Origin of the sequence: Pseudomonas sp. WPR_5_2, from assembly GCF_003634475.1 — a bacterium.
GTDB classification, from domain to species: domain Bacteria; phylum Pseudomonadota; class Gammaproteobacteria; order Pseudomonadales; family Pseudomonadaceae; genus Aquipseudomonas; species Aquipseudomonas izuensis.
In genome coordinates this window covers 1-22,154 of the sequence record NZ_RBLA01000007.1, presented here as the reverse complement: position 1 = coordinate 22,154, position 22,154 = coordinate 1, and the positions used below count along the sequence as shown (strand labels likewise).

General features: G+C 59.7%; 15 protein-coding genes. 7 read left to right on the top strand and 8 right to left on the bottom strand.

Annotated elements, in window-relative coordinates; genetic code table 11:
• Positions 1–15 precede the first annotated feature (15 nt).
• Positions 16–606: an NAD(P)H-dependent oxidoreductase gene (locus BJ917_RS23830; protein WP_096513542.1), complete on the bottom strand. Its 591-nt coding sequence runs from the start codon at positions 604–606 to the stop codon at positions 16–18.
• Between the two features lie 161 nt (positions 607–767).
• On the opposite strand from BJ917_RS23830, the gene BJ917_RS23825 reads away from it, so the two are divergent.
• Entirely contained in the window at positions 768–1,082 is a 315-nt protein-coding gene (locus tag BJ917_RS23825; RefSeq protein WP_121104895.1) for a putative quinol monooxygenase, read from the top strand.
• On the opposite strand, the gene BJ917_RS23820 is transcribed toward BJ917_RS23825, so the two are convergent.
• Entirely contained in the window at positions 1,072–1,836 is a 765-nt protein-coding gene (locus BJ917_RS23820) for a sulfite exporter TauE/SafE family protein (RefSeq protein ID WP_121104894.1), read from the bottom strand. The genes BJ917_RS23825 and BJ917_RS23820 overlap by 11 nt on opposite strands.
• Positions 1,837–2,043: 207 nt before the next feature.
• On the opposite strand from BJ917_RS23820, the gene BJ917_RS23815 reads away from it, so the two are divergent.
• The 5 genes from BJ917_RS23815 (at position 2,044) to BJ917_RS23795 (ending at position 8,033) form a co-directional block, all read left to right on the top strand.
• Positions 2,044–2,946: a LysR substrate-binding domain-containing protein gene (locus tag BJ917_RS23815; protein ID WP_121104893.1), complete on the top strand. Its 903-nt coding sequence runs from the start codon at positions 2,044–2,046 to the stop codon at positions 2,944–2,946.
• Between the two features lie 105 nt (positions 2,947–3,051).
• Positions 3,052–4,455 carry an amino acid permease gene (locus tag BJ917_RS23810; protein ID WP_096513545.1) on the top strand — a complete coding sequence of 468 codons (1,404 nt, stop codon included), beginning with the start codon at positions 3,052–3,054 and terminating at the stop codon, positions 4,453–4,455.
• Positions 4,456–4,623: 168 nt separating this feature from the next.
• Entirely contained in the window at positions 4,624–4,968 is a 345-nt protein-coding gene (locus tag BJ917_RS23805) for a cupin domain-containing protein (RefSeq protein ID WP_007900627.1), read from the top strand.
• A 472-nt stretch (positions 4,969–5,440) separates the two neighbouring features.
• Complete coding sequence (gabP, locus tag BJ917_RS23800) at positions 5,441–6,841, top strand: GABA permease (RefSeq protein WP_121104892.1); 1,401 nt, start codon at positions 5,441–5,443, stop codon at positions 6,839–6,841.
• Between the two features lie 94 nt (positions 6,842–6,935).
• Positions 6,936–8,033 carry a GlxA family transcriptional regulator gene (locus tag BJ917_RS23795; RefSeq protein ID WP_177435611.1) on the top strand — a complete coding sequence of 366 codons (1,098 nt, stop codon included), beginning with the start codon at positions 6,936–6,938 and terminating at the stop codon, positions 8,031–8,033.
• A gap of 184 nt (positions 8,034–8,217) precedes the next feature.
• Here BJ917_RS23795 and mmsB read toward each other — a convergent pair whose 3' ends face one another.
• Both mmsB and BJ917_RS23785 read right to left on the bottom strand, forming a co-directional pair.
• A complete protein-coding gene (gene mmsB / locus BJ917_RS23790) occupies positions 8,218–9,105 on the bottom strand; it encodes a 3-hydroxyisobutyrate dehydrogenase (RefSeq protein WP_121104891.1) in 888 nt (295 codons plus the stop codon).
• A gap of 10 nt (positions 9,106–9,115) precedes the next feature.
• Complete coding sequence (locus BJ917_RS23785) at positions 9,116–10,642, bottom strand: CoA-acylating methylmalonate-semialdehyde dehydrogenase (protein WP_121104890.1); 1,527 nt, start codon at positions 10,640–10,642, stop codon at positions 9,116–9,118.
• 161 nt (positions 10,643–10,803) lie between these two features.
• Between BJ917_RS23785 and BJ917_RS23780 the strand changes: the two genes are divergently transcribed.
• Positions 10,804–11,751, top strand: coding sequence for a LysR family transcriptional regulator (locus BJ917_RS23780; protein ID WP_096515581.1), 948 nt, complete (start codon positions 10,804–10,806; stop codon positions 11,749–11,751).
• Here the strand turns inward: BJ917_RS23780 and BJ917_RS23775 are convergent.
• From BJ917_RS23775 to recC, 4 genes are all read right to left on the bottom strand, one after another.
• Positions 11,660–12,499: a CatB-related O-acetyltransferase gene (locus tag BJ917_RS23775; protein ID WP_158602490.1), complete on the bottom strand. Its 840-nt coding sequence runs from the start codon at positions 12,497–12,499 to the stop codon at positions 11,660–11,662. The two genes, BJ917_RS23780 and BJ917_RS23775, sit on opposite strands and share 92 nt — an antisense overlap.
• Positions 12,500–12,711: 212 nt before the next feature.
• On the bottom strand, positions 12,712–14,820 hold the full coding sequence (recD, locus tag BJ917_RS23770) for an exodeoxyribonuclease V subunit alpha (protein WP_121104888.1): 2,109 nt from the start codon (positions 14,818–14,820) through the stop codon (positions 12,712–12,714).
• Positions 14,817–18,506 (bottom strand): exodeoxyribonuclease V subunit beta, encoded by a 3,690-nt coding sequence (gene recB, locus BJ917_RS23765; RefSeq protein ID WP_121104886.1) that lies wholly within the window; start codon positions 18,504–18,506, stop codon positions 14,817–14,819. The genes recD and recB overlap by 4 nt, the downstream gene beginning before the upstream one ends.
• Positions 18,503–21,955, bottom strand: coding sequence for an exodeoxyribonuclease V subunit gamma (gene recC / locus BJ917_RS23760; protein ID WP_121104884.1), 3,453 nt, complete (start codon positions 21,953–21,955; stop codon positions 18,503–18,505). Before recC ends, recB begins: the two co-directional genes overlap by 4 nt.
• Between the last annotated feature and the right edge of the window lie 199 nt (positions 21,956–22,154).

Genomic DNA, 22,154 nt, shown 5'->3' with positions numbered 1-22,154 from the left:
GATAGTAGCCGAGCGTTACGCCTTAAGGCCAAACACCTCGGTCAAATGCTGTTCATAACGCACCACATCGCTTTCGATGTTCGGGCGCTTCATCACATCCACGCAGAGGAACGTCGGCAAACCGGTCATGCCGAGGAATTCGTTGGCTTTGTGAAACGGGAAGTACACCGCGTCCACACCTTTGGCTTCGAAGAAGTCGGTCGGGTCGTCGAAGGCTTGCTGCGGTGCGTTCCAGGTCAACGACAGCATGTACTGCTTGCCCTGAATCAGGCCGCCGCTGCCGTACTTCTGCGAGGCGTCGGAACGGGTGCGGCCGTCGCTGGCGTAGAGGCTGCCATGACCTTCGGTAAAGACTTCGTCGATGTATTTCTTGACGGTCCACGGCGCGCCCATCCACCAGCCAGGCATCTGGTAAATGATCACGTCGGCCCAGAGGAATTTGGCGACTTCTTCAGCAACGTCGTAACCCTCGTCGATGAACGTGGCTTTGACGTCCACACCACCACGGTCCAGCACGCTCAACGCGGCTTCATGCAGGGTGGCGTTGTAGCGGCCATCGGAGTGAGCGAATTTTTTGCCGCCATTGAGCAACAGTACTTTTTTCATGAGAGGTCTCGGGAAGGTCAGAAATGGATGGCGGCAGCGTAACGATCGGCCTCGCGCGGAATAAGCACTCGCGGGACAAAATTCATTTGACCCATACGCACGAATCAGGACGGGATTGTTGTCTTAGACTGGGGCCAATTCTGACTTGAGGAGAATTGTTCATGAGTGAAATGCAAGGCTTCATCCTGCACGCCAAGACCCGCCCGGAAAAATCCGACGCCTTCGAAGCGTTTTTCAGTCGTCATGTGGAAGCGAGTCGTGCCGAACCGGGTTGCATCGAATACCACATGCTGCGCGACAAACAGGACCCGACCCTGTTTATCTTTTACGAGATCTGGCAGTCCCAGGCCCACCTCGATGTGCATTCGAACCTGCCTCACATGAAGCAGTTTCTTGAGCAGCGCGATGAGTACCTGGAGCGGGATTTCGAGATCCGCGCCATCGAGATGATCAGCGCCTCGTCCGCTAGCCGCTGATCAACAGATGGCCGCCGAGCAACCCCAGGCCGATAAAGAACACGCGCTTGAACAACACGGCGCTGATCCGCTGGCGCAACCACTGCCCCAGCCACATGCCGAGCACTGCCGGGATCAGCGCCAACAGCGACGCGCTCAACTCACCACCACCGAGGGCGCCGCGCCATAACAACCCGCCGGCCAGGGCCAGGGTCGAGACGGTGAACGACAGTCCCAGCGCCTGCACCAGTTCATCCCGGCTCAAACCCAGCGCCTGGAGGTACGGCACCGCGGGAATCACGAACACGCCGGTGGCCGAGGTGATCACACCGGTCAGTCCCCCGCACAACGGACCGAGCCAGGCTTCGTTGCGCCCACTGACACGCAAGGCCGGCAGGAACAGCCCGCTCAATGCATAGAGCAACAACGCCGCCCCCAATCCCCGCACCACCCAGTGCCCACCCGCCATGCCGATCCACAGGGTGCCCGCACCGGTGCCGATGAAAATGGCCAGCAACATCGGCCACAGCCGCTTGATCAGCCCGAGCAAATGACCACCGAATGCCAGTTGCCAGACATTGGTCAGCGTTGCCGGAATGATCAACAGCGCCGCAGCCTGCGACGGTGCCATAGCCAGACCGAGCAAGCCCATGGCGATGGTCGGCAGGCCGAGACCGATCACGCCCTTGATCATGCCGGCCAGCAGGAAGGTGGCGATGACCAGTATTGAAAGGGCCAGACCGAGGTTTTGGTAGAACGCGGTGAGTGTATTCATGGGGCTATGGTGAGCCCGGCAGGGTCGGTTGAAAATCTGCCATATACTGAGGGTGCCTCTCACCCGCCAAGAGGCTGAAATTTAGGCCGAGGCTACCGGCCCCTTCGCGAGCAGGCTCGCTCCCACAGGGGAATGCATTTCAAATGTGGGAGCGAGCCTGCTCGCGAAGACGCCCGCCCAGACAACATCACTTTCAAGGTTGTACCGATGCACTTCGACCTCACCGACCTGCGCCTCTACCTGAACATCCTCGACACTGGCAACATCACCGCCGGCGCCGCCCGCAGCCATTTGTCCCTGGCAGCCGCCAGTGCGCGCATCCGGGCCATGGAAGCCTCCTTGGGTATCGACTTCCTGGAGCGCGGGCGGCGCGGCGTCACGCCTACACCTGCCGGCAAGGCCTTGGCCCGGCACGCCCGCACCCTGCTGCAACACGCCGAGCGCATGCAGCAGGACCTCGCCGAATACGCCAACGGCGTTAAAGGCCAGGTGCGATTGCTGTGCAACACCACGGCAATCACCGAGTACCTGCCGGAAGTGCTCGCCGATTTCCTGCGCGACCATCCCAACCTCGACATCGATCTGCAGGAACTGCCCAGCGCGCGCATCACCCACGCCTTGCGCCAGGGTGCGGCGGACCTGGGGATCGTCTCCGATGCAGTCGACACCCACACCCTCGACACCCTGCCCTTTCGCGACGATCCGCTGGTGCTGATCATGCCGCCCGGGCATCCCCTGGGTGAAGGCGAAGCGCCGAGCTTCACCGATACCTTGCAGCATTACTTTGTCGGCCTGACCGCCAACAGCGCCTTGGCCGTGTACCTGGAAGAACAGGCCCTGCACGCTGGCCTGCGCATGCAGATCCGCATCCGTGCCGAAGGCTTCGACGCAGTGATGCGCATGGTCGCTCACGGTGCCGGGCTCGGCATTGTGCCGTTGGCCGCCTTGCGACGCCGGACGGTCGATCAACCCTTGAAGAGCTTCGCGCTGAAAGAGCCATGGGCACAGCGCAAACTGCTGTTGTGCGCACGCTCGTTCGATCACCTGCCAGGCTATGCCAAAGCCTTGCTTCAGGCCCTACATACCGCAAACAGCCGTGAAACCCCTTGAAAACCTGCGTTCACGGCAATGCGCGGCGGTATGACGAAGAGGTGAGCCAGAGTAATATTCGACCTTTGAAATCAGGCCTGGCCACAACAACCAGAAGGGAACCAGATGGCGGATGAAATAGTGCAACAGGGGACGCTCAAGCGGGGGTTGAAAAATCGACATATTCAACTGATCGCCCTGGGTGGAGCCATTGGTACGGGACTGTTCCTGGGCTCCGCCGGCGTGCTCAAGTCCGCCGGACCGTCGATGATCCTCGGCTACGCGATTGCCGGTTTCATCGCGTTCCTGATCATGCGCCAGCTCGGCGAGATGATTGTCGAGGAACCGGTCGCCGGCTCCTTCAGCCACTTTGCCCATAACTACTGGGGCGGCTTCGCCGGCTTCCTGTCCGGCTGGAACTACTGGGTGCTCTATGTGCTGGTGGGCATGGCCGAGCTGACGGCCGTCGGCAAGTACGTGCAGTTCTGGTGGCCAGAGGTGCCGACCTGGGTCAGCGCCGCGGTGTTCTTTGTGCTGGTCAACCTGATCAACACGCTGAACGTCAAAGTGTTCGGTGAAATGGAATTCTGGTTCGCGATCATCAAGGTCGTGGCCATCATCGGCATGATCGTCCTGGGCTGTTACATGCTGTTCAGTGGCACCGGCGGCCCGCAGGCCTCGGTGAGCAACCTGTGGGACCACGGCGGGTTCTTCCCCAACGGCTACAGCGGCCTGCTGATGGCGATGGCGTTCATCATGTTCTCCTTCGGCGGCCTGGAGCTGGTCGGCATCACCGCCGCTGAAGCCAGCGAACCGCGCAAGGTCATTCCCAAGGCCATCAACCAGGTGGTTTACCGGGTGCTGATCTTCTACGTCGGCGCACTCACCGTGCTGCTGTCGCTGTATCCGTGGGACCAACTGCTGCAAACCCTGGGCGCTTCGGGCGATGCCTACAGCGGCAGCCCGTTCGTGCAGATCTTCGCCTTGATCGGCAGCGACACCGCCGCGCAAATCCTCAACTTCGTGGTGCTCACCGCGGCGCTGTCGGTCTACAACAGTGGCGTCTACTGCAACAGCCGCATGCTCTACGGCCTGGCCGAGCAAGGTGACGCACCCAAGGTGCTGATGAAACTTAACAAGCAGGGCGTGCCATTGCTGGCGCTGGGCGTATCGGCGCTGATTACGATGCTGGTTGTACTGGTCAACTTCATCGCTCCGCACGAAGCGCTGGAGTTGCTGTTCGCCCTGGTAGTCGCGTCCCTGATGATCAACTGGGCGCTGATCAGCCTGACGCACCTGAAGTTTCGCAAGGCCATGGGCCAGCGCGGCATCGTGCCCGGCTTCAAGGCGTTCTGGTCGCCGTACACCAATTACCTGTGCCTGGCGTTCATGGCCGTGATCATCTGCGTCATCTGGATGATTCCGCCGGTACGCGCCTCGGTCTACGCCATGCCGGTGTGGGTGCTGCTCATCTACGGTTGCTACCGGTTGCGCATGGCCAGGCATCGAAACCTGCCAGTGGCTCAGTAACCCCGCAAAATAAAACGCCCCGGCATTCGATGAATGCCGGGGCGTTTTTCATGGGGTGCGCAAATGATCGAGCGCTTCTGGATACCTCAGTGTCGAGCACAGACAACTGATACCGGGCCAAGCCCGATAGGGTGCGGCTTCAGCTCTCCACCAACGCCCGGAGTCATCATGACCGCACCGATTACCGTTCTTCGCGACACCCACCCGCTGCCCGTACTCGACGCCTGCAAATGGGAAAAACTCGAAGGCGACCCGCATACCGTCAACCTCAACGCCTACACCAGCGAAGACGGCAGCAAGATCATGGGCACCTGGATCTGCACGCCGGGCAAGTGGTATGTGGAATACGTGAAGTGGGAATACTGCCACTTCCAGGAAGGCTACTGCATCATTACCCCGGAAGGCATGGCGCCGATCCACCTGCGCGCCGGTGATATTTTCGTCATCGAGCCGGGGATGAAAGGCACCTGGGAAGTGGTGGAAACCGTGCGCAAGTATTTTGTGTTTGCCTGATCCCTGAGCAAAACGACACCCGGTTACAAAAGCGACACCCGCAATGAGTCGTTACCCGAGTAACGACTCATTGCGCAATACGCACTCCATAGCCGCACTCGGATCCCCTCCTGCTCCCCCCCTCCCTGCTCAAAACACCCGCGCTATACGCTTCGCCGCTACATCGGCAGAACGCTCGAAAAAAACAGGTGATTGCTTTTTGCCACTCGGTGACCCATTGGTTTTCATAACGAACGCAAAGCTTGTCCGTGTCGATATCAGACACCGAGGTGGCGCAATCAGGAAACTGGTTTGTCGGACAAGCCGGGTAAGGTGGCGCTGCTTTTCACCGATACAACCTCATCGCGATGATGGGTCTGACAAGAATGGCGGCGCCTGGAGAGCGCGGCGTTCAGAAAGGGCATCCGGCAACCGTGACACTCTCCCGCCCCCATCAGCACGCTCAAATGTCGTTCACCAGAGAAGAAAAATAATGATTAGCCCGAGCTCAAAGGATTCCAGTGGCCAATTGGCGCAGGGCTTCAAGCCTCGTCACGTCACCATGTTGTCTATCGCCGGGATTATCGGCGCCGGTTTGTTCGTAGGCTCGGGGCATGCCATCGCGGCCGCTGGCCCCGCCGTATTGCTGGCCTATCTGTTCTCGGGTCTGCTGGTCGTTCTGGTCATGCGCATGCTCGGTGAAATGGCGGTGGCCAATCCCGACACCGGCTCGTTCTCCACCTATGCCGACCAGGCCATCGGCCGTTGGGCGGGCTTCACCATCGGGTGGCTCTATTGGTGGTTTTGGGTGCTGGTGATCCCGATCGAAGCGCTGGCCGCCGGTCATGTGCTGAACCAGTGGTTTCCCCAGATTGATGCCTGGCTGTTCGCCCTGATGTCGATCATTGCGTTGGTGATCACCAACCTGTTCAGTGTCTCCAAGTACGGCGAATTCGAATTCTGGTTCGCCATGGCCAAGGTCGTGGCAATCATTGGTTTCATCGGCGTGGGTTTCGCGGTGTTGATGGGCTGGATTCCCGATCGGCAAGTCAGCGGCTTGAGCGGCCTGATGGCCGAACACGGCGGGTTCGCTCCCAATGGCCTGTCGGCGGTCGTCGGCGCCTTCATCACGATCATGTTCAGCTTCATCGGTACCGAGGCGGTCACCATCGCCGCCGCCGAATCCGACAATCCTTCGCAGAACATCGCCAAGGCCACGCGTTCGGTGATCTGGCGTATTGGCGTGTTCTATCTGTTGTCGATTTTCGTGGTCATCTCCGTGGTGCCCTGGAACGATCCGCTGCTGGCCGAGGTGGGTTCCTACCAGCGAGCGCTGGAAATCATGAACATTCCCCACGCCAAGTTCATGGTGGACGTAGTGGTGCTGATCGCCGTGGCCAGTTGCATGAACTCATCGATCTACATCGCCTCGCGCATGCTGTACTCGCTGGGACGGCGCGGGGATGCGCCGAAAGCGCTGAAGGCGACCTCCTCCGAAGGCGTGCCACGGGCGGCGGTCATCGCCAGTACCGTGCTGGGTGCAGCGATTACCGTTTGGAGCTACTTCATGCCTGCCGGGTTGTTTGAGTTCCTGCTGGCCAGTTCCGGCGCGATTGCCTTGGTGGTGTACCTGGCCATTGCAGTGTCGCAGTTGCGCATGCGCCGGATGTTGTGTCGACAGAACGTCGAACTGACCTTCCGCATGTGGCTGTTCCCTTGGCTGACATGGTTGGTGATCGTGTTCATTTGCGCTGCGCTGGCAGTGATGATGGTCTCGCCGCAACACCGTACCGAAGTGACGACGACCATCGGCCTGGCACTGGCAATTTCCTTTATCGGCCTGGTCACCTCGCGCCATCCTGCGCAGCCTGCAAGCGCGACGTCCGTGGGATAACCCGGGAGAGATACCGGTTGCGCATACCAGCGGCATGGCGTTCCACGCTACCGTGCCGCTGGCCGTCATCGCTTTTCGTAAGGACATGGCCACGATGTCATCAAGGTCCACCCCGTTGGACGGCAAGCCGACCCAATGCGTCGGTTTTCTGCTGCTGGATCAATTCACCCTGATTTCCCTGGCCTCCGCCGTGGAGCCATTGCGCATGGCCAATCAGTTATCGGGGCAGGAGTTGTATCGCTGGCATACGTTCAGCCCCGGCGGCCAGCCCGTCTGGGCGAGTGACGGCGTGCCGATCACCCCCGATGCTTCCTGGGACAAGCCGGGGGTGGCAGACACGGTGATCGTCTGCGGTGGTGTAGGTATCCAGAGCGTGGTCACCCGCGAGCACATCACCTGGCTCAAAGCCCTGGCGCGTCAATCCCGGCGCCTGGGGGGTATATGTACCGGTAGCTGGGCACTGGCCAAAGCCGGTCTGCTCGACGGATACGAGTGCAGCGTGCATTGGGAATTTCTGGCAGCCATGCAGGAAGCTTTTCCGCGGGTCAGCATGAGCGCCAGTCTGTTTACCCTCGACCGCAACCGGTTCACAAGCTCCGGCGGGACCGCGCCGATGGACATGATGCTGCACCTGATCGGTCGCGATCATGGCCGTGAATTATCGGCCGCCATTTCGGAGATGTTTGTCTACGAGCGCATACGCAACGAGCAGGACCATCAGCGCGTACCGCTCAAGCACGTACTGGGCACTCATCAGCCCAAGCTGCAAGAAATCGTCGCGTTGATGGAGGCCAACCTCGAGGAGACGATCGACCTGGATAATCTGGCCGAGTATGTGGACCTGTCACGTCGGCAGCTGGAGCGGCTGTTCCAGAAATACCTGAACTGCACGCCATCGCGTTACTACCTCAGATTGCGCCTGATCCGGGCGCGGCAATTGCTCAAGCAAACATCGATGTCGCTTATTGAGCTGGCGACGGTCTGCGGTTTCGTGTCCACGCCACACTTTTCCAAATGCTATCGCGAGCACTTCGGCGTTCCACCGAGCGATGAGCGGGCCGGTTCGGAAATGAGTCGCAGGCCGGCGGTGCTTGCCATTGCTCAGCCGGCATCGGCCCGGCCGCTGACGGCCCTCGAGCAGGCGAGAAATGAATCGACTTTTGCCAGTGTGCGGATGAGCGAACGAACCTGAGCGAGATCTTTCAGACATAAAAAAGCCGGGAGATCACCCGACGTGATTTCCCGGCAAATGTCGATGCGCCTATTCAATACCCTGTGGGAGCGAGCCTGCTCGCGAATGCGCCGGCACATTTAGCATCAATGTGACTGACAGACCGCTTTCGCGAGCAGGCTCGCTCCCACAGGTTTTCAGCCAGTTACAACGGCTTGCGATAGCTATTGATGATCGCCGAGAAGTCGCTGCCGCCTTCGCCCCGCAGACTCATCGCCTGATACAGCTGCTGGGCCACCGCGCCAAGCACCACCGGTTGGTGCGCCTGACGTGCCGCTTCCGTGGCCAGGCCCAGATCCTTGAGCATCAATTCGGCACCGAAACCACCGGTATAGCCGCGCGAAGCCGGAGCCGTTTCGACGATGCCCGGCCACGGGTTGTACATCTCCGAACTCCAGCAACGCCCGGTGGAGCTATTGATGATGCCCGCGAGCACTTTGGTGTCGATACCCAGGGCATCGCCCAGGGCCATGGCCTCGCTGACGCCGACCATGGAAATCCCCAGCAGCAGGTTATTGCAGATCTTGGCAATTTGCCCTGTGCCGACTTCGCCGCAGTGGACGATGTTGCGGCCCATCTGCGCGAGCACCGGTTGCAGGGTGGCGAACAGTTCCGCAGTGCCACCGACCATGAAAGTCAGCGTCCCGGCTGCCGCACCGCCCGTACCGCCGGAGACCGGCGCATCGGCCATGGCCACGCCCTGTTTGGCCGCAGCGGCGGCCACGTCACGGGCGGTCTGCGGATCGATGGTGCTGCAATCCACCGCCGGCACGCCTTTGCCGATACCGGCGAGTACGCCGTCTTCACCCAGCCAGACGCTGCGCACATGCACGGCGGCCGGCAGCATGGTGATCACCAGTTCTGCACCTTTTGCCGCGTCACGGGCCGAGGAGCTGATGGTGCCGCCCAATTGTTCCAACTCCGCCAACACGGCTTTGTTCAGGTCGACCAGATTGAGCGAGTGACCGGCCTTGATCAGGTTGCGCGCCATCGGCGCGCCCATGTTGCCCAGACCGATAAAAGCGATTTTCATGTCCGGCTCCTTAACGCAAGTTGATGGTGGTGTTCACACCGTCGTTGACGCTGTCGTCATCAAACCAGCGGCTGGTGACGGTCTTGGTCTGAGTGTAGAACTGCACCACTTGCTTGCCATACGGGCCGAGGTCGCCGAGTTTGGAACCACGGGAACCGGTGAAGCTGAAGAACGGTACCGGCACCGGAATCGGGATATTGATACCCACCTGGCCGACGTCGATTTCATTCTGGAATTTGCGTGCCGCCGCACCGCTCTGGGTGAACAGGCCCGTGCCGTTACCGAACGGGTTGGCGTTGACCAAAGCAATGGCCTCATCGAGGGTGGCGACTTCCAGTACCACCAGTACCGGGCCGAAGATTTCCTGGGTGTAGATCTGCATGTCGGTGGTCACGCCGGAGAACAAGGTCGGGCCGACAAAGTTGCCTTTCTCGTAACCGGGAACCGTGATCTCGCGACCGTCCAGTTCCAGTTTCGCGCCTTCCTTGATGCCGCTCTCGATCAGATCGAGAATTCGCGCCTTGGCCTTTTTCGAGATCACCGGACCGACGTCGGTGCCTGGCTCGCTGCCGGCATTGACCTTGAGTTTCTGCGCCAGCGCCTTCAGGTCTGGCAGCCATTGCTTCGCCGCGCCCACCAACACCACGACCGACGTGGCCATGCAGCGCTGCCCGGCCGCGCCGAAACCGGCACCCACCAGCGCATTCAACGCTTGTTCGCGATTGGCATCGGGCAGCACCACGGCATGGTTCTTCGCGCCCATCATCGATTGCACGCGCTTGCCGTGTTTGCCGGCCAGGTCATAGACATGAGTACCGACCGCCGTCGAACCGACGAAGGAAACGGCCTTGATGTCCTTGTGGGTGCAGAGCCCGTCCACCACGTCCTTGCCACCGTGCACGACGTTCAGCACACCGGCCGGAATGCCGGCTTCGATGGCCAGCTCCACCAGCAGCATGGTCGACATCGGGTCCTGTTCGGACGGCTTGAGGACGAAGGTGTTGCCACAGGCGATGGCCATCGGGAACATCCACAACGGGATCATCGCCGGGAAGTTGAACGGGGTGATGCCGGCACACACACCGATCGGCTGACGCAGGGTGTAGGTATCGACACCACCCGCGACGTTTTCAGCGAACTCACCCATTTGCAGGCTGCCGATGGAGCAGGCGTGCTCAACCACTTCCAGGCCACGGAAAATGTCGCCTTCGGCGTCGGCAATGGTTTTGCCCTGCTCGGCGCTCAGCACCGCGGCGATGCGCTTGGAGTGTTCGCGAATCAGTGCCTGGAGCTTGAGCATGATGCGCATCCGCGCGCCAATCGGTGTCAGCTTCCAGGTCTGGAAGGCGCGATGGGCCGCACTGATTGCTGCGTCGACTTCTTCAGCGGTAGCGAATGGCACTTTGGCCAGCACTTGCTGGGTAGCCGGGTTAACGATGTCGTGCCATTCGGTGGTCTTGGATTCGACCCACTCGCCATCGATCAATAATTTGACCTTTTGTACGGTGGTTTCGTTAGATGTGATCGGTGCGTTCATGGGGGTCTCCTGGGCGTTATTCTTGTGGAAGAGAGCTATCAGGGAGTCAAGGCGGGATAGCCGCCTTGAGAGGAGCCTTGCGCCGCGATTGGTTATCGGGCTGTTTCTGGAGTATAGATGTGCAAACTTCTGATAAGAACGCACATAAAAGCCGGTCCAACATGCAAAAAAATATCACCTCGTTAGGCTCGTTGAACTGGGATGACCTCAAGTTTTTCCTTGAAGTCGCCCGGACCCGTAAAGCCAGCACCGCAGCCAAGCGCCTGGCGGTCGACTACACCACTGTGTCCCGACGCATCAGTTCGCTGGAAGCCTCATTGGGCACGTTATTGTTCGAGAAGTCCCGGACCACTGGCTTTGTGCTGACCGCTGAAGGTCAGCGTTTGATGGGTTATGCCGAATCGATCGAAAGCACGCTGCACATGGCCTGTGAACAGGTTTCAGGGTCCGGAGTGGCGCTGTCCGGTCACGTGCGCATGGGCTGCACCGAAGGTTTCGGCAGTTTCTTCATCACCCCACAGCTAAGCCATTTTGTGGATGCCTACCCGGCGATCTCGGTGGACATCCTGCCGCTGCCGCACTTCATCAGCCTGTCCAAGCGCGAGGCGGATATCGTTATCGCCCTGGAACGCCCGGAACATGGCCCGTACGTCTGCTGCAAACTGACCGACTACCGACTCCAGCTGTACGCGACCCAGGAATACCTGGACAAACACCCGGCCATCCGCCGCCCGGCCGACCTGGGCAAGCATTCATTCATCAGTTATGTCGACGATCTGGCATTCAGCTCGGAACTGTTGTACCTGGCCAACGTCCTGCCCGGCGCCAGCGCCAATCTGCGCAGTACCAGCGTGATAGCCCAGTTCGTGGCGGCGCAGCAAGGGCGATCACTGGCGATCCTGCCCTGCTTCCTCGCGGCTCAGGACCCTCGCCTGCTGCCAGTGTTGCCGGACGAAATCAATATCACCCGGCAGTTCTGGATGTACTGCCGCGAAGACCTGCGCAAGCTCAAGCGGATTACCCTGCTGTGGGATTACATACGCGAGGTGACTGAACTGAATGGCCCACTGTTGTTGGGTGAAACGCGGGAGTTGCGGTTTGTTGATTGAGCGCTTGCCTGGACTCGATACTGTCTTCGCCACGGGGCATGGAAGGCATTGAACGGCATCCCTTGCGGGTTACTTCGATCTGCTGGTAGCTGGCCAGATTATCGTGGCGCTTATTTATCAATTCCGGCAAAGCGGCATCCGGGTCATCCAGACGCAAGTTCTGAAGAAACTCGACTTCACATTCCCACCACTTGCTGTTCAACAACCTGGAAGTGATTTCTGGAGGATGCCGATACTTGACCACTTTCGCCGGCACGCCAGCGACTATCGCATAGGGCGGAACATCATGAGCAACCAATGCACGGGTAGCGATAATGGCGCCCGTACCGACCGTGACGCCCTCCATGATCATGGCGCTGTGCCCGATCCATACGTCATCGCCGATAGTGACATCAGCGATGACAGGCTCGTAGGACAGCCCTGTATCGGTGTACTGAAAGGGATGGGAGCTTACCCAGTTTGAAGGGTGAGTGTTTTTTTCCTGCCCGATATGGCAGTTATTGCCAATAGAACAAAACCGCCCAATTGAAGCTACCGTGGACAGCACACAACCGCTGCGAATATAGGTATGGGCCCCGATGCTCAAACGCCTGGCCTCGATGACCAAATGCCCCAGCGAGACACCTTCTTCAAGAACCAAAGTAGTTCTCGCGTTAAGCGATGACACCCCGCCAGCCAATTTGTATTTGCGTTGGCGAAGCCATCGCTTCCAAAAAGAATTCCGGCAGTAATTTATTATTTTTTTCATGTGGGTCATTGACGCCTACTGCGTATCGATAAAGGAGTGAAAGGCCTTGCCAGTAAAAATGATTGAAACCAGGCGGGCTTTCCGAACCGGTCGGTAACTTTACTTTTGTCGCATTTCAAAACGCGTGTTTACTGGATAAACGCGGCGCTCTTGAGTCCATCGTCGGAACGCCGCCCGGAGCAAGCTCGCTCCTACAGATACAGACGCGTCCTTCAATCGGGCGCATCGATAACTTCTTTGAGCTCCAGCATCAACCCGCTCAAGCGCTTGACCTTTCGCCGCACTGCTTCTTCAAATACACCGGCCCGCGGTTCGATCAATGTGAACCAGTGCTTGGCCCGGGTAATCCCGGTATAGATCAGCTCCTTGGTAAGCACCGGATTCAGGGCATCCGGCAAAATCAGCGCAGTATGGGCAAATTCCGAGCCCTGGGATTTGTGTACCGTCATGGCATAAACGGTTTCGACATCATTGAGCCGGCTCGGCAGAACGAAACGTACCCCGCCCTGCCCGTCATTGCGCGGGAATGCTACCCGAAGTACCTGTTTACCCGCTTCAGGTCCATCATGTTCGGGAAGTTTGAGCGCAATGCCGATATCGCCGTTCATCAGACCCAGTCCGTAATCATTGCGCGTCATCAGCACGGGTCGCCCTTCATACCACTGCTGGTCGCTGTCGATCAGCCGGGCCTTGAGCAACGCCTCGGTCACTCGCTGGTTCAATCCTTCTACACCCCACGGCCCTTTGCGGACCGCGCACAACAACTGGAAAGCATCGAAGGCTTGCAGGATTTGTCGAGCCCAATCCATCCAGCGCGAATCCTCCAGCGGCGTGTCGAGCTCGGGCCGCTGGTTTCGCAGCAGGCTCAAGTAATGCCGATAACCCTGCGGCCCGTCGCCATGACCTTCAAGCAACAAACGCTCCAGTGCCCGATCCTGTTCACTCTTGAGGGGCAGGCAAAATACATCGTCGTGGCTTCGAGCCGCCAGCAACTTACGCGCCTCTTCGGGCTGCTGCTGATTGACCCAACGCGCCAACTGGCCGATTCCGCTGCCCTCGCCGAACCGTCGCGAGTGGCGCAGCATCACCACTTGTTGCGCCAATGGATGAGTGCCTTGGGTATCCTCCTGCAACCCGCTGGCCTCCAGGCTTTCGCCACTGACCGCCTCCAGCCACTGACGGGTCTGCGGGCTGTACCATCCGGCCTCGGCATCCCGACACAAATCGCCGAGCACCGCACCGGCCTCCACCGAAGCCAACTGGTCCTTATCTCCGAGCAACACCAGGCGGGCGTGCGACGGCAGGGCATCAAGCAGGTTGGCCATCATTTCCAGGTCGATCATCGAGGCCTCGTCCACCACCAATACATCCAGCGGCAAGCGATTGCCCGCGTGATGACGGAAATGTCGCGTACCGGGGCGACTGCCGAGCAGGCGGTGAACGGTGGTGACATCCGAGGGAATTTTGTTGCGTATGGCTTCAGCGACTTTCAAGGTTCTGACTTGCTGACTGATGGATTCCGTCAATCGCGCCGCGGCTTTGCCGGTCGGCGCGGCCAAACGAATGCGCAGCGGCTTGCCAGCCTCCACTGCGGGCGCCTGGAGCAAGGCCAGCAAGCGCACGACGGTCGTGGTCTTGCCGGTGCCCGGACCGCCGGTGACGATGCTGAAGGCACTGCGAGTCGCGAGGGCACACGCCAGTTTCTGCCAATCGATGACCTCACCGGGCCTGGCCGCACCGAACAAGCCGGTAAGGCGCTGGAGCAAATCACTCGGCACTGCTTCTTGTTCGGCCAGGCGTTGACGCAGCGAATGATCGATACGCCGCTCGTAGGCCCAGTAGCGCCGCAAGTACAGGCGCTTTCCCGACAACACCAACGGCCGCTGCTGCACGGCCTCACGCCTGTCAGCGGCCAATGCGACCAGGCTGCCCGAAGCCAGCACCTTGCACCAATGGGCACCGTCCAGGGTCTCCAGCATCTGTGACGGCAGCAACATCGCGCCACTGTGCAGATCGCCTTCCGGTGGCAGTGACAGGGCGAAGTCAGGTTCTTTCAATGTCTCGAACAGATCCAGGCAGACATGCCCGTGGCCCAGTTGATGACTGGTCAATGCCGCCGCCAGCAACACCAGCGGGTCATCGTCCGGTGCCAGTTCATGGAGGAAAGCAACGAAGGCTTTGTCCAGCGCCCGCAACCAGCCACGTTCGACCCAGCGCGTGAGCAACAGCAGCAAGTCGTCCGCACTGTTCAAGGGGTCGAGGTTCGCCAGGCTTTCAGCGGCTAACGAGGTGGGCAGCAAATCGGCGAAGGTGCGGCTCATAGCAATACTCCCTGTTCCCATGCCGGTTCGGCCTTCGGTTCTGCTTTCCCCTGAAACAGTCGGTCCAGTCGCTCGATCAGCTCCCTCGGCGGACGGGCAAAATACACGCCCTGGCTGGGTGCACGCGTACCGCGCAGGAACAGGTACAACGCACCTCCGACATGCCGGTCGTAGTCGTAATCGGCAAGCCGGGCCTTGAGTTGACGATGCAGGGCCAGAAGGTACAAGACGTATTGCAGGTCGTAGCGGTTGTCGAGGATCGACTGTTCCATGGCCTGCCCGGTGTAGGCCGAGTCATCAATGCCCAGCCAGTTGGATTTGTAGTCAGCGACGTAGTAGCGGCCCTCGTGTTCGAACGTCAGGTCGATAAAGCCCTTGAACATACCATTGAGCAGCACCGGCTCGGCGGCCACCCGGGCAACTCCATTGTGCGTATGTTCGCGCACCAACGCATCGAGCTTGAGTACATCGACCTTATGGCTGGCGAACCAGAATTCCATTTCAACCTGGTATTGGGTCAGGCGCTCGAAAATCACCGGGGTTTGCCCAGCTCCCACAGGCAGCGGTGATTTGAGCAGATGCTGCAGCCAATCGCTCAGCGTGGTGATCCAGCCTTCCCAGCCACGACGGTTGCAACGACGGGCGATGGCGTCCTCCACGGCTTGCGGCGTGGCAGAAAAACCTTCGTCGCCCGCCCACTCGAGCAAGCCATGAAGAAAGGTGCCGGGGTTCGGGCCACGGGGGAATCGATGGATATCGGCGCCACCCGCAGCCATTTCCCGAGGCGCCTGCGGATCGAGACGCTCGTCGTCGAAGAGCTTCTGCGCCTGCGGGCTCTCCGGCGCCTCGTCACTGCCGATGCTCAGAATGTCGCTCATGCGTAAGGCGCTGTAGGAGGCGATCCACCAGTTTTCGCTGGCCTTGCGCTTGGGAACCAGCGGCGCGCGCAATGCTGCTTCGTTTTGCGGCGGATGGTAGTGCTCGCCCGTGGCTTCGGGCATTTCGCTGTAACTCAGTGCAGGGCAGTCCTGCTGCAAGTCTTCGAGCCAACGCCTCAACCCCGCCGGCTCGGTCAAGGCCGCGCCGCCACCCAGCAGGTAACCCAGCGCCGACAGGTGCAGCACCGAGCTGTTGTTACTGCCGCGTTTCAGGTCCGTCACCCCCAGCCAGCAGGCATGCTGCGCGCGGGTCAGGGCCACATAGAGCAAGCGCAGGTCTTCCGCCAGTCGTTCATCATCGGCCAGGGCAATCAACTCGGCGGTCGGGCTCAAGGACACCTGAGCCTTGCCCATGGCATCGTGGTAATGCAGCGGCAACCGACTGCCATCCACCGGTTTCGCCGAGCAAATGAACGGCAGAAACACCAAGGGATATTCCAGCCCCTTGGACTTGTGGATGGTCACGACCTTGACCAGTTGTTCATCACTCTCCAGACGCAGGATCTGCTCTTCGCCGGCCTGACCGGACAGCGCCAGATGCTCGGACAAATGACGGATCAGAGCCTGTTCGCCATCCAGTTCGGCGGCCGCCTGTTGCAGTAACTCGCAGAGATGCAAAAGGTTGGTCAACACCCGCTCGCCATCGTTGCGTGCAATCAGTGCCTGTGGCAGTTGGAAGTCATGCAGCAAGCATCGCAACATGGGCAACACGCCCTGCTTGCGCCAGATCTCTCGATAACGGCGGAACTGCATGACCCGCGCTTCCCAGGCCAACTCGTCCTGATTGAGCCGTTCCAGCTCCGCCAACGACAGGTCCAGTGTGATGCAGGCCAATGCGGCCCGCAGTGGTCGTTCGATATCCGGCTCGGCGCAGGCTTTGAGCCAGGTCAGCACGTCGTGAGCTTCCTGGGCGGCGAACACCGAATCCTTGTCCGACAGATAAACGCTGCGCACTCCCCGGGCGGAAAGCTCGGCACGTACGGCCTGCGCTTCCTTGCCATCGCGGACCAGGATCGCGATATCCGCCGGCAGCAAGCCTTTGAAGTCGCCGTCCCGTACGAACCCCGCACGACCTTGTTGCCCACCGTTGAGCAATGCGGTGATTTCACTGGCACACGCGGCGGCCAGCTGTTGCCGGTACACCGCACCGGACAACGGCTGCTCGGCAGACAAGTGCCAGATGTTCAGCGCGGGCACCACCTGACCGTCGATGTGCAAAACCTCTTTGCGGCCCTGGGATTCGACCGGCAAAAACGGTACCGGGTTATCGCCATTGCTTTCACGGAACAGGAAGGCCCCCCGTCCGGCCTCACGAGTCTCGGCGCGCTCAAAGACATGGTTTACGGCGTTGACCATGCCATGACTCGAACGGAAGTTGGTGCCCAGGGTATGCAGGCGGCCAGCGGTCGCCTGACGGGCGCGCAGGTAGGTGTAGATGTCGGCACCGCGGAAGGCATAGATCGCCTGCTTCGGGTCGCCGATCAGGAACAGGCCGCTTTCCGGATTGTTGTCCTCGATGCGATAGATGCTCTCGAAGATCCGGTACTGCACCGGGTCGGTATCCTGAAACTCGTCGATCAGCGCCACCGGAAATTGCTCACGGATCAAGCTTGCCAGGCGCTCGCCACCCTCGGCTTGCAAGGCAGCATCGAGGCGCAAAAGCATGTCGTCGAAACCCATTTCCGCGCGGCGGCGTTTTTCTTCCTCGAAGCGTGCACCCACCCAATGGGCGGCGTGTTTTAAAACGGCAGCGTCAGGCGTCGGCAAGCCATCAAGACAGGCCTTCAGGCCAGGCATGGCGTCCAGGCCTGGATGATTGGGAACATCGCCTTTCTTCCAGGCTTCAGCCATGCCGTCGGGGGTCAGGCGCGTGAAGCCGGTTCCGATGTCCAGTTGCTCAAGGGTTTCGTCCTCGGCCCAGGCTTTGATCTTCTCGAACCAGGGTTCGAAGTAACGCGGCTGCATCTTGCGGCCGTCGACACTCTTGCTGGTGACACCCTCATGGCAGATGGCGAGCAACTCATTCGCCCATTGACGCCAGGGCATCTTGAGTTCCAGTAGCGCAGCCCGCCGCTCCTGCAAACACTCAGTGATCAGTTCAGCAGGCTCCTTGCCTTCGACGTTGTCCCGCTCGCTGGCAAACAGGCCGCGAACCCGTGGCAACAATGCCGCCGGACCACCCCAATTGTTACGCACCCAATTCAGCGCATCGCCTTGCATCGGATAACAAAACAGCCGCCAGTAGTCGCGCAGGACTTCCCCGAGCAAATCGCTGTGATCGGTTTCCAGGGTCTGGGTAAACAAGCTGCCACTGTCGAATGCGTGTTCGCGCAGCATACGCTGGCACCAACTGTGGATCGTCGAAACCGCCGCTTCATCCATCCACTGAGCGGCGATGTCCAGGCGGTTTGCGCAACCGGACCATTGTTCGGGCAAGTACTGCTCACGCAGGTCGGCAATCAGGCTGTCAGGTGGCGGTGTTTCATCGCGGAAATACCGGGCGGCTTCCGCCAGACGGGTACGAATTCGCTCACGCAATTCTTTGGTGGCGGCATCGGTAAAGGTCACGACAAGGATTTGCGGAGGCAACAGCTCGCGTCCGAAACCACTGTCCTCGCCACCATGGCCTAGGACCAGGCGCAGATACAGCGCAGAAATGGTGAAAGTCTTGCCCGTCCCGGCGCTGGCTTCGATCAGTTGGCTGCCCCGCAGCGGAAATGCCAGGGCCAAAGGTGTTTTGCCGGTCATGGGCGCGCCTCCTCACTGGACATCGAACGCCAAGGGGCTTCAAGCAATGGCCGGTACAGAGCGTTGCACCAGTCAACGAATGTCTCGTCGGCAACCAAGGCATCGTAGTCAGCGAACTGACGAGCCAGCGCCACGCTTTCGCGCCGCTCACCATCAGTGGTCAATCCATCACCTTCATAAGCCTTGCGAGCCGCCGCTTCGGCTTTGACCGGTTCGGTTTGACCCAGCCAGGCGAAGGCAGTCTTGACCGCGATCGGCAATGGCTGACGCATACCCGATTGCCAGGCCAGCAACAGGTCACCCAGAATCCGTTGCGCGGAGTCCGCCTCCATTGGTGCGAGCACCAGACTGTCATCACTGGCCACCAAAGCCGTGGTCATCGCCAGACCACTGGCGCAGGCGACCAGATGATTGACCCAAGGCCGCGTCAGGCGATGCCATTTGCGCGACTTGATCGAACCGATGCTGTTGGGGATCGTGGTGATGGACAACAAGCCACCATCGGCACGTTGATGCAGGCCACTGAGCCAACCTTCAAGACGCAGGTCATGCAACTCCAGATTCACCGGCAGAGCGCTGGTCAATGGCGTTGGCCACAGAGCCAGAAGCTGCTGATAGCGCTGCAGCAGATCCGGCAGCGGCTCGATCAGTTCGCGCTGAAGGCATTCGCCAAATCCGGCCATGGGTAACAGGCCACTGTTTTGCAGACGCCGGGCCTGCGCCTCAAGTGCCTGGTCGGCGTTGTCCGCATCAGCCAGTGCTGCTTCAAGCAAACTGTCGCTGAGGCTATAGCGTTGCAGAGCGTCGAGTACAAAGGGCTCTTCATCCGCCAAAGGCACTTCGGCGGCCTCGAAGAACACCTTCAACCGCTGGCTGAAGAAATGCCGCACCGGGTTGCGCAGGAAGTCCTGGAGTTGACCGAGACTCAGTGGCTCCTCCTGAACATGAGGATCAAGGATCTCGCATTCAGTCACTTGCTCGGTCAAGTGGTGAAGCACCTGCCACTCGTTGGCGTAGCTGAACAGGTCATCGCCTTCATGAAAGTAACGAGCGCTGAAAGGTTGCAGCGGATGTTCCTGAGTAATGACTTCAAGCAAGTCTTCGTCGGACCCGGTCAATCGCCAACCGCTGGCCAGATGGTCACGGAGCTGGCCGATCAACACCGAAGCAGGGCGTTCGCTGTTATCGCGAATGCTGCGGCCGACCCAGCTGATGTATAGCTGGTCTCGTGCCGACAACAGCGCTTCCAGCAACAAGTAGCGGTCATCTTCGCGTCGTGAGCGATCGCCAGGGCGGTAGTCACTGCCCATGAGGTCGAAATCGAGGGGTGGCTGTGCACGCGGGTAATCGCCATCGTTCATTCCCAGCAAGCACACCAGTTTGAAGGGAATCGCCCGCATCGGCATCAAGGTACAGAAATTCACCGCACCGGCGAGAAAGCGTTGGGATAATCGCCCCTGATCGAGACCCGCAAGCCAGGCTTCACGGACTACGGTCAGCGACAGTTCGTCTTGTAGACCTACCGACTCACAGTTCTCGAGCCAGGCTTCCCGCAATTCTTCCAATTGACTCAGCAAGAAGTCGTCATGTTCGTTGCTGGCCAGGAAGAACAGCGACACCAATGCCTGCAAGCGCACGCTCCACTGCTGAGGCGATGCCGGCTGCATGAGTTCCTGATGGGCAATTTCCAACGCATCCAGCAGCGCAACCAATGGGCCGATAAGTGCGGCGTCCAGACCACCGATCTCGTCATAAGGCTCGATTCCACCACAAGCACTGGCACTGCCTACGGCATAACCAAGCAACATGCGTCGCAGGCCAAAACGCCAACTGTTTTGCTCAAGCGCCTGTGGCAAACCGAGGCCCGCACGCTGTTCGGCATTCATGCCCCAACGGATGCCTGCGCCTTCAATCCAGCGGTGCAGGGTCGGCAGGTCGCGCTCCTCTACACCAAAGCGGGCGCGTAACGCCGGAACGTCGAGCAGATCGAGGATTTCGCTGACAGGGAATCGACTGTCGGGCAACTTGAGCAGATGCTCGACGGCGATCAGTAACGGATCACGGCCCCGCTGCCCCTGATCAGCCAGGGTGAAGGGGATGAAGCGCGGATCATGACGTTCGAGTTGACCAAACACCGCACGAATGTGCGGTGCATAGCTGTCGATATCCGGGACCATCACAATCACATCGCGAGGACGCAATTGTGGATCGGCGCTGAAGCGCGCGAGCAACTGATCGTGAAGGATCTCTACTTCACGTTGTGCACTGTGAGCGATGTGAAAACGGATCGACTGATCTGTATGCGGATCTACGGCTGGCCAACGTTCGCGAGTCTCGTTCAGTGGACGCAACTCGAGGATGTCATCCTGCAACTGATTGAGCATGTTCAGTGGCAGGCTGTCGCTGAACAAGTCGATGCGCCCGTCGCGAAACGCCGAGCGATAGCTATTTGGATCATCATAGCTGTCGAGCAAGTTTATATAGTCGCGCCCCTGCTTGCCCCATGCGGCGAGCAATGGATGGGCATGTTGATGAAGGGTTTGCGGGTCGAGCACAACCGGCATGCCGCTTTTGCGGGCTTGTCGTTTGTATTGATGCCGCAAAAGGTCTTTATCGGCGACGATGTCCGCCCAATGGTGACGACACGGATTATGCACGCATAGCAGCACCTGGCTGAATCGAGCTAATCCGGCCAACGCTTCCAGGGCTTGAGCTGGCAGAGAGGAAATCCCGAACACGATCACTCGGGAGGGCAACCCATTGGGCGCTACGTCGAGGTTGTTGATACGTTCGATAAACCGCTGATGGACACCTGCACGACTCTGCGCCATGCCTTCTTCACCGACATCCAGCAACAACGCACGCCACAATTCTGCCTGCCAGCAATTCGCTGGCGGCAGCGGTTTGGCTTCGCCTCTACCGTTGCGTAACTGATGACGGCCTTCTGCCCAGTCTTCGAGCCAGTCAGCTCGATACACTTGGTATTGGTCGAAGAGATCCGCCAGCCGCTCAGCGAGCTGATAGCGTTTGCGCAGGTCCGTGTCATTGGTAAGGAAGCGCTGCAAGGGCTCGAAGTGCGGTTGATTGATCAGTTGCGGAAGCAGGCGCATCAAACGCCAGGTCAATGGGGCTTTATCGAGCAGGGACTTCGCCGGAATTTCGTCGCGACCAAGCACCATGCGATAGAGCTGCCACATGAAACTACCGGGCAACTGCACATCAATGGCAGCGGCGATTCCACAGCCGCCCATGTCGTCTTCTTCAGCATCTTCGGCCAGTGCAAGCTTGAGCCATTGCGCAATGCCGTTGCTCTGTACCAGCGCGATCTCATCCTCCAGGGGAGCCAGCGGATAACGCCGCATCCAGCTAACCACCAGGCTGCGCAACTCGTCCAGGCGGTTGCCGTGAACCACCATAAAACCAGCACTGAGGGGTGTCGCGTCCGGCATAAAGGCTTCCTTGGAAAATACAAATGCTAGGGCCGAACCTTAGCATTGTCGGGAGACTGTGACAGCGTGGACCTATCCGGTACTGCTGTACGAACTTTCCTGCGGACAAAACAAAACCCCTACCTGCATACGCAGATAGGGGTTTCGGAATTTAATCTTGACGATGACCTACTCTCACATGGGGAAACCCCACACTACC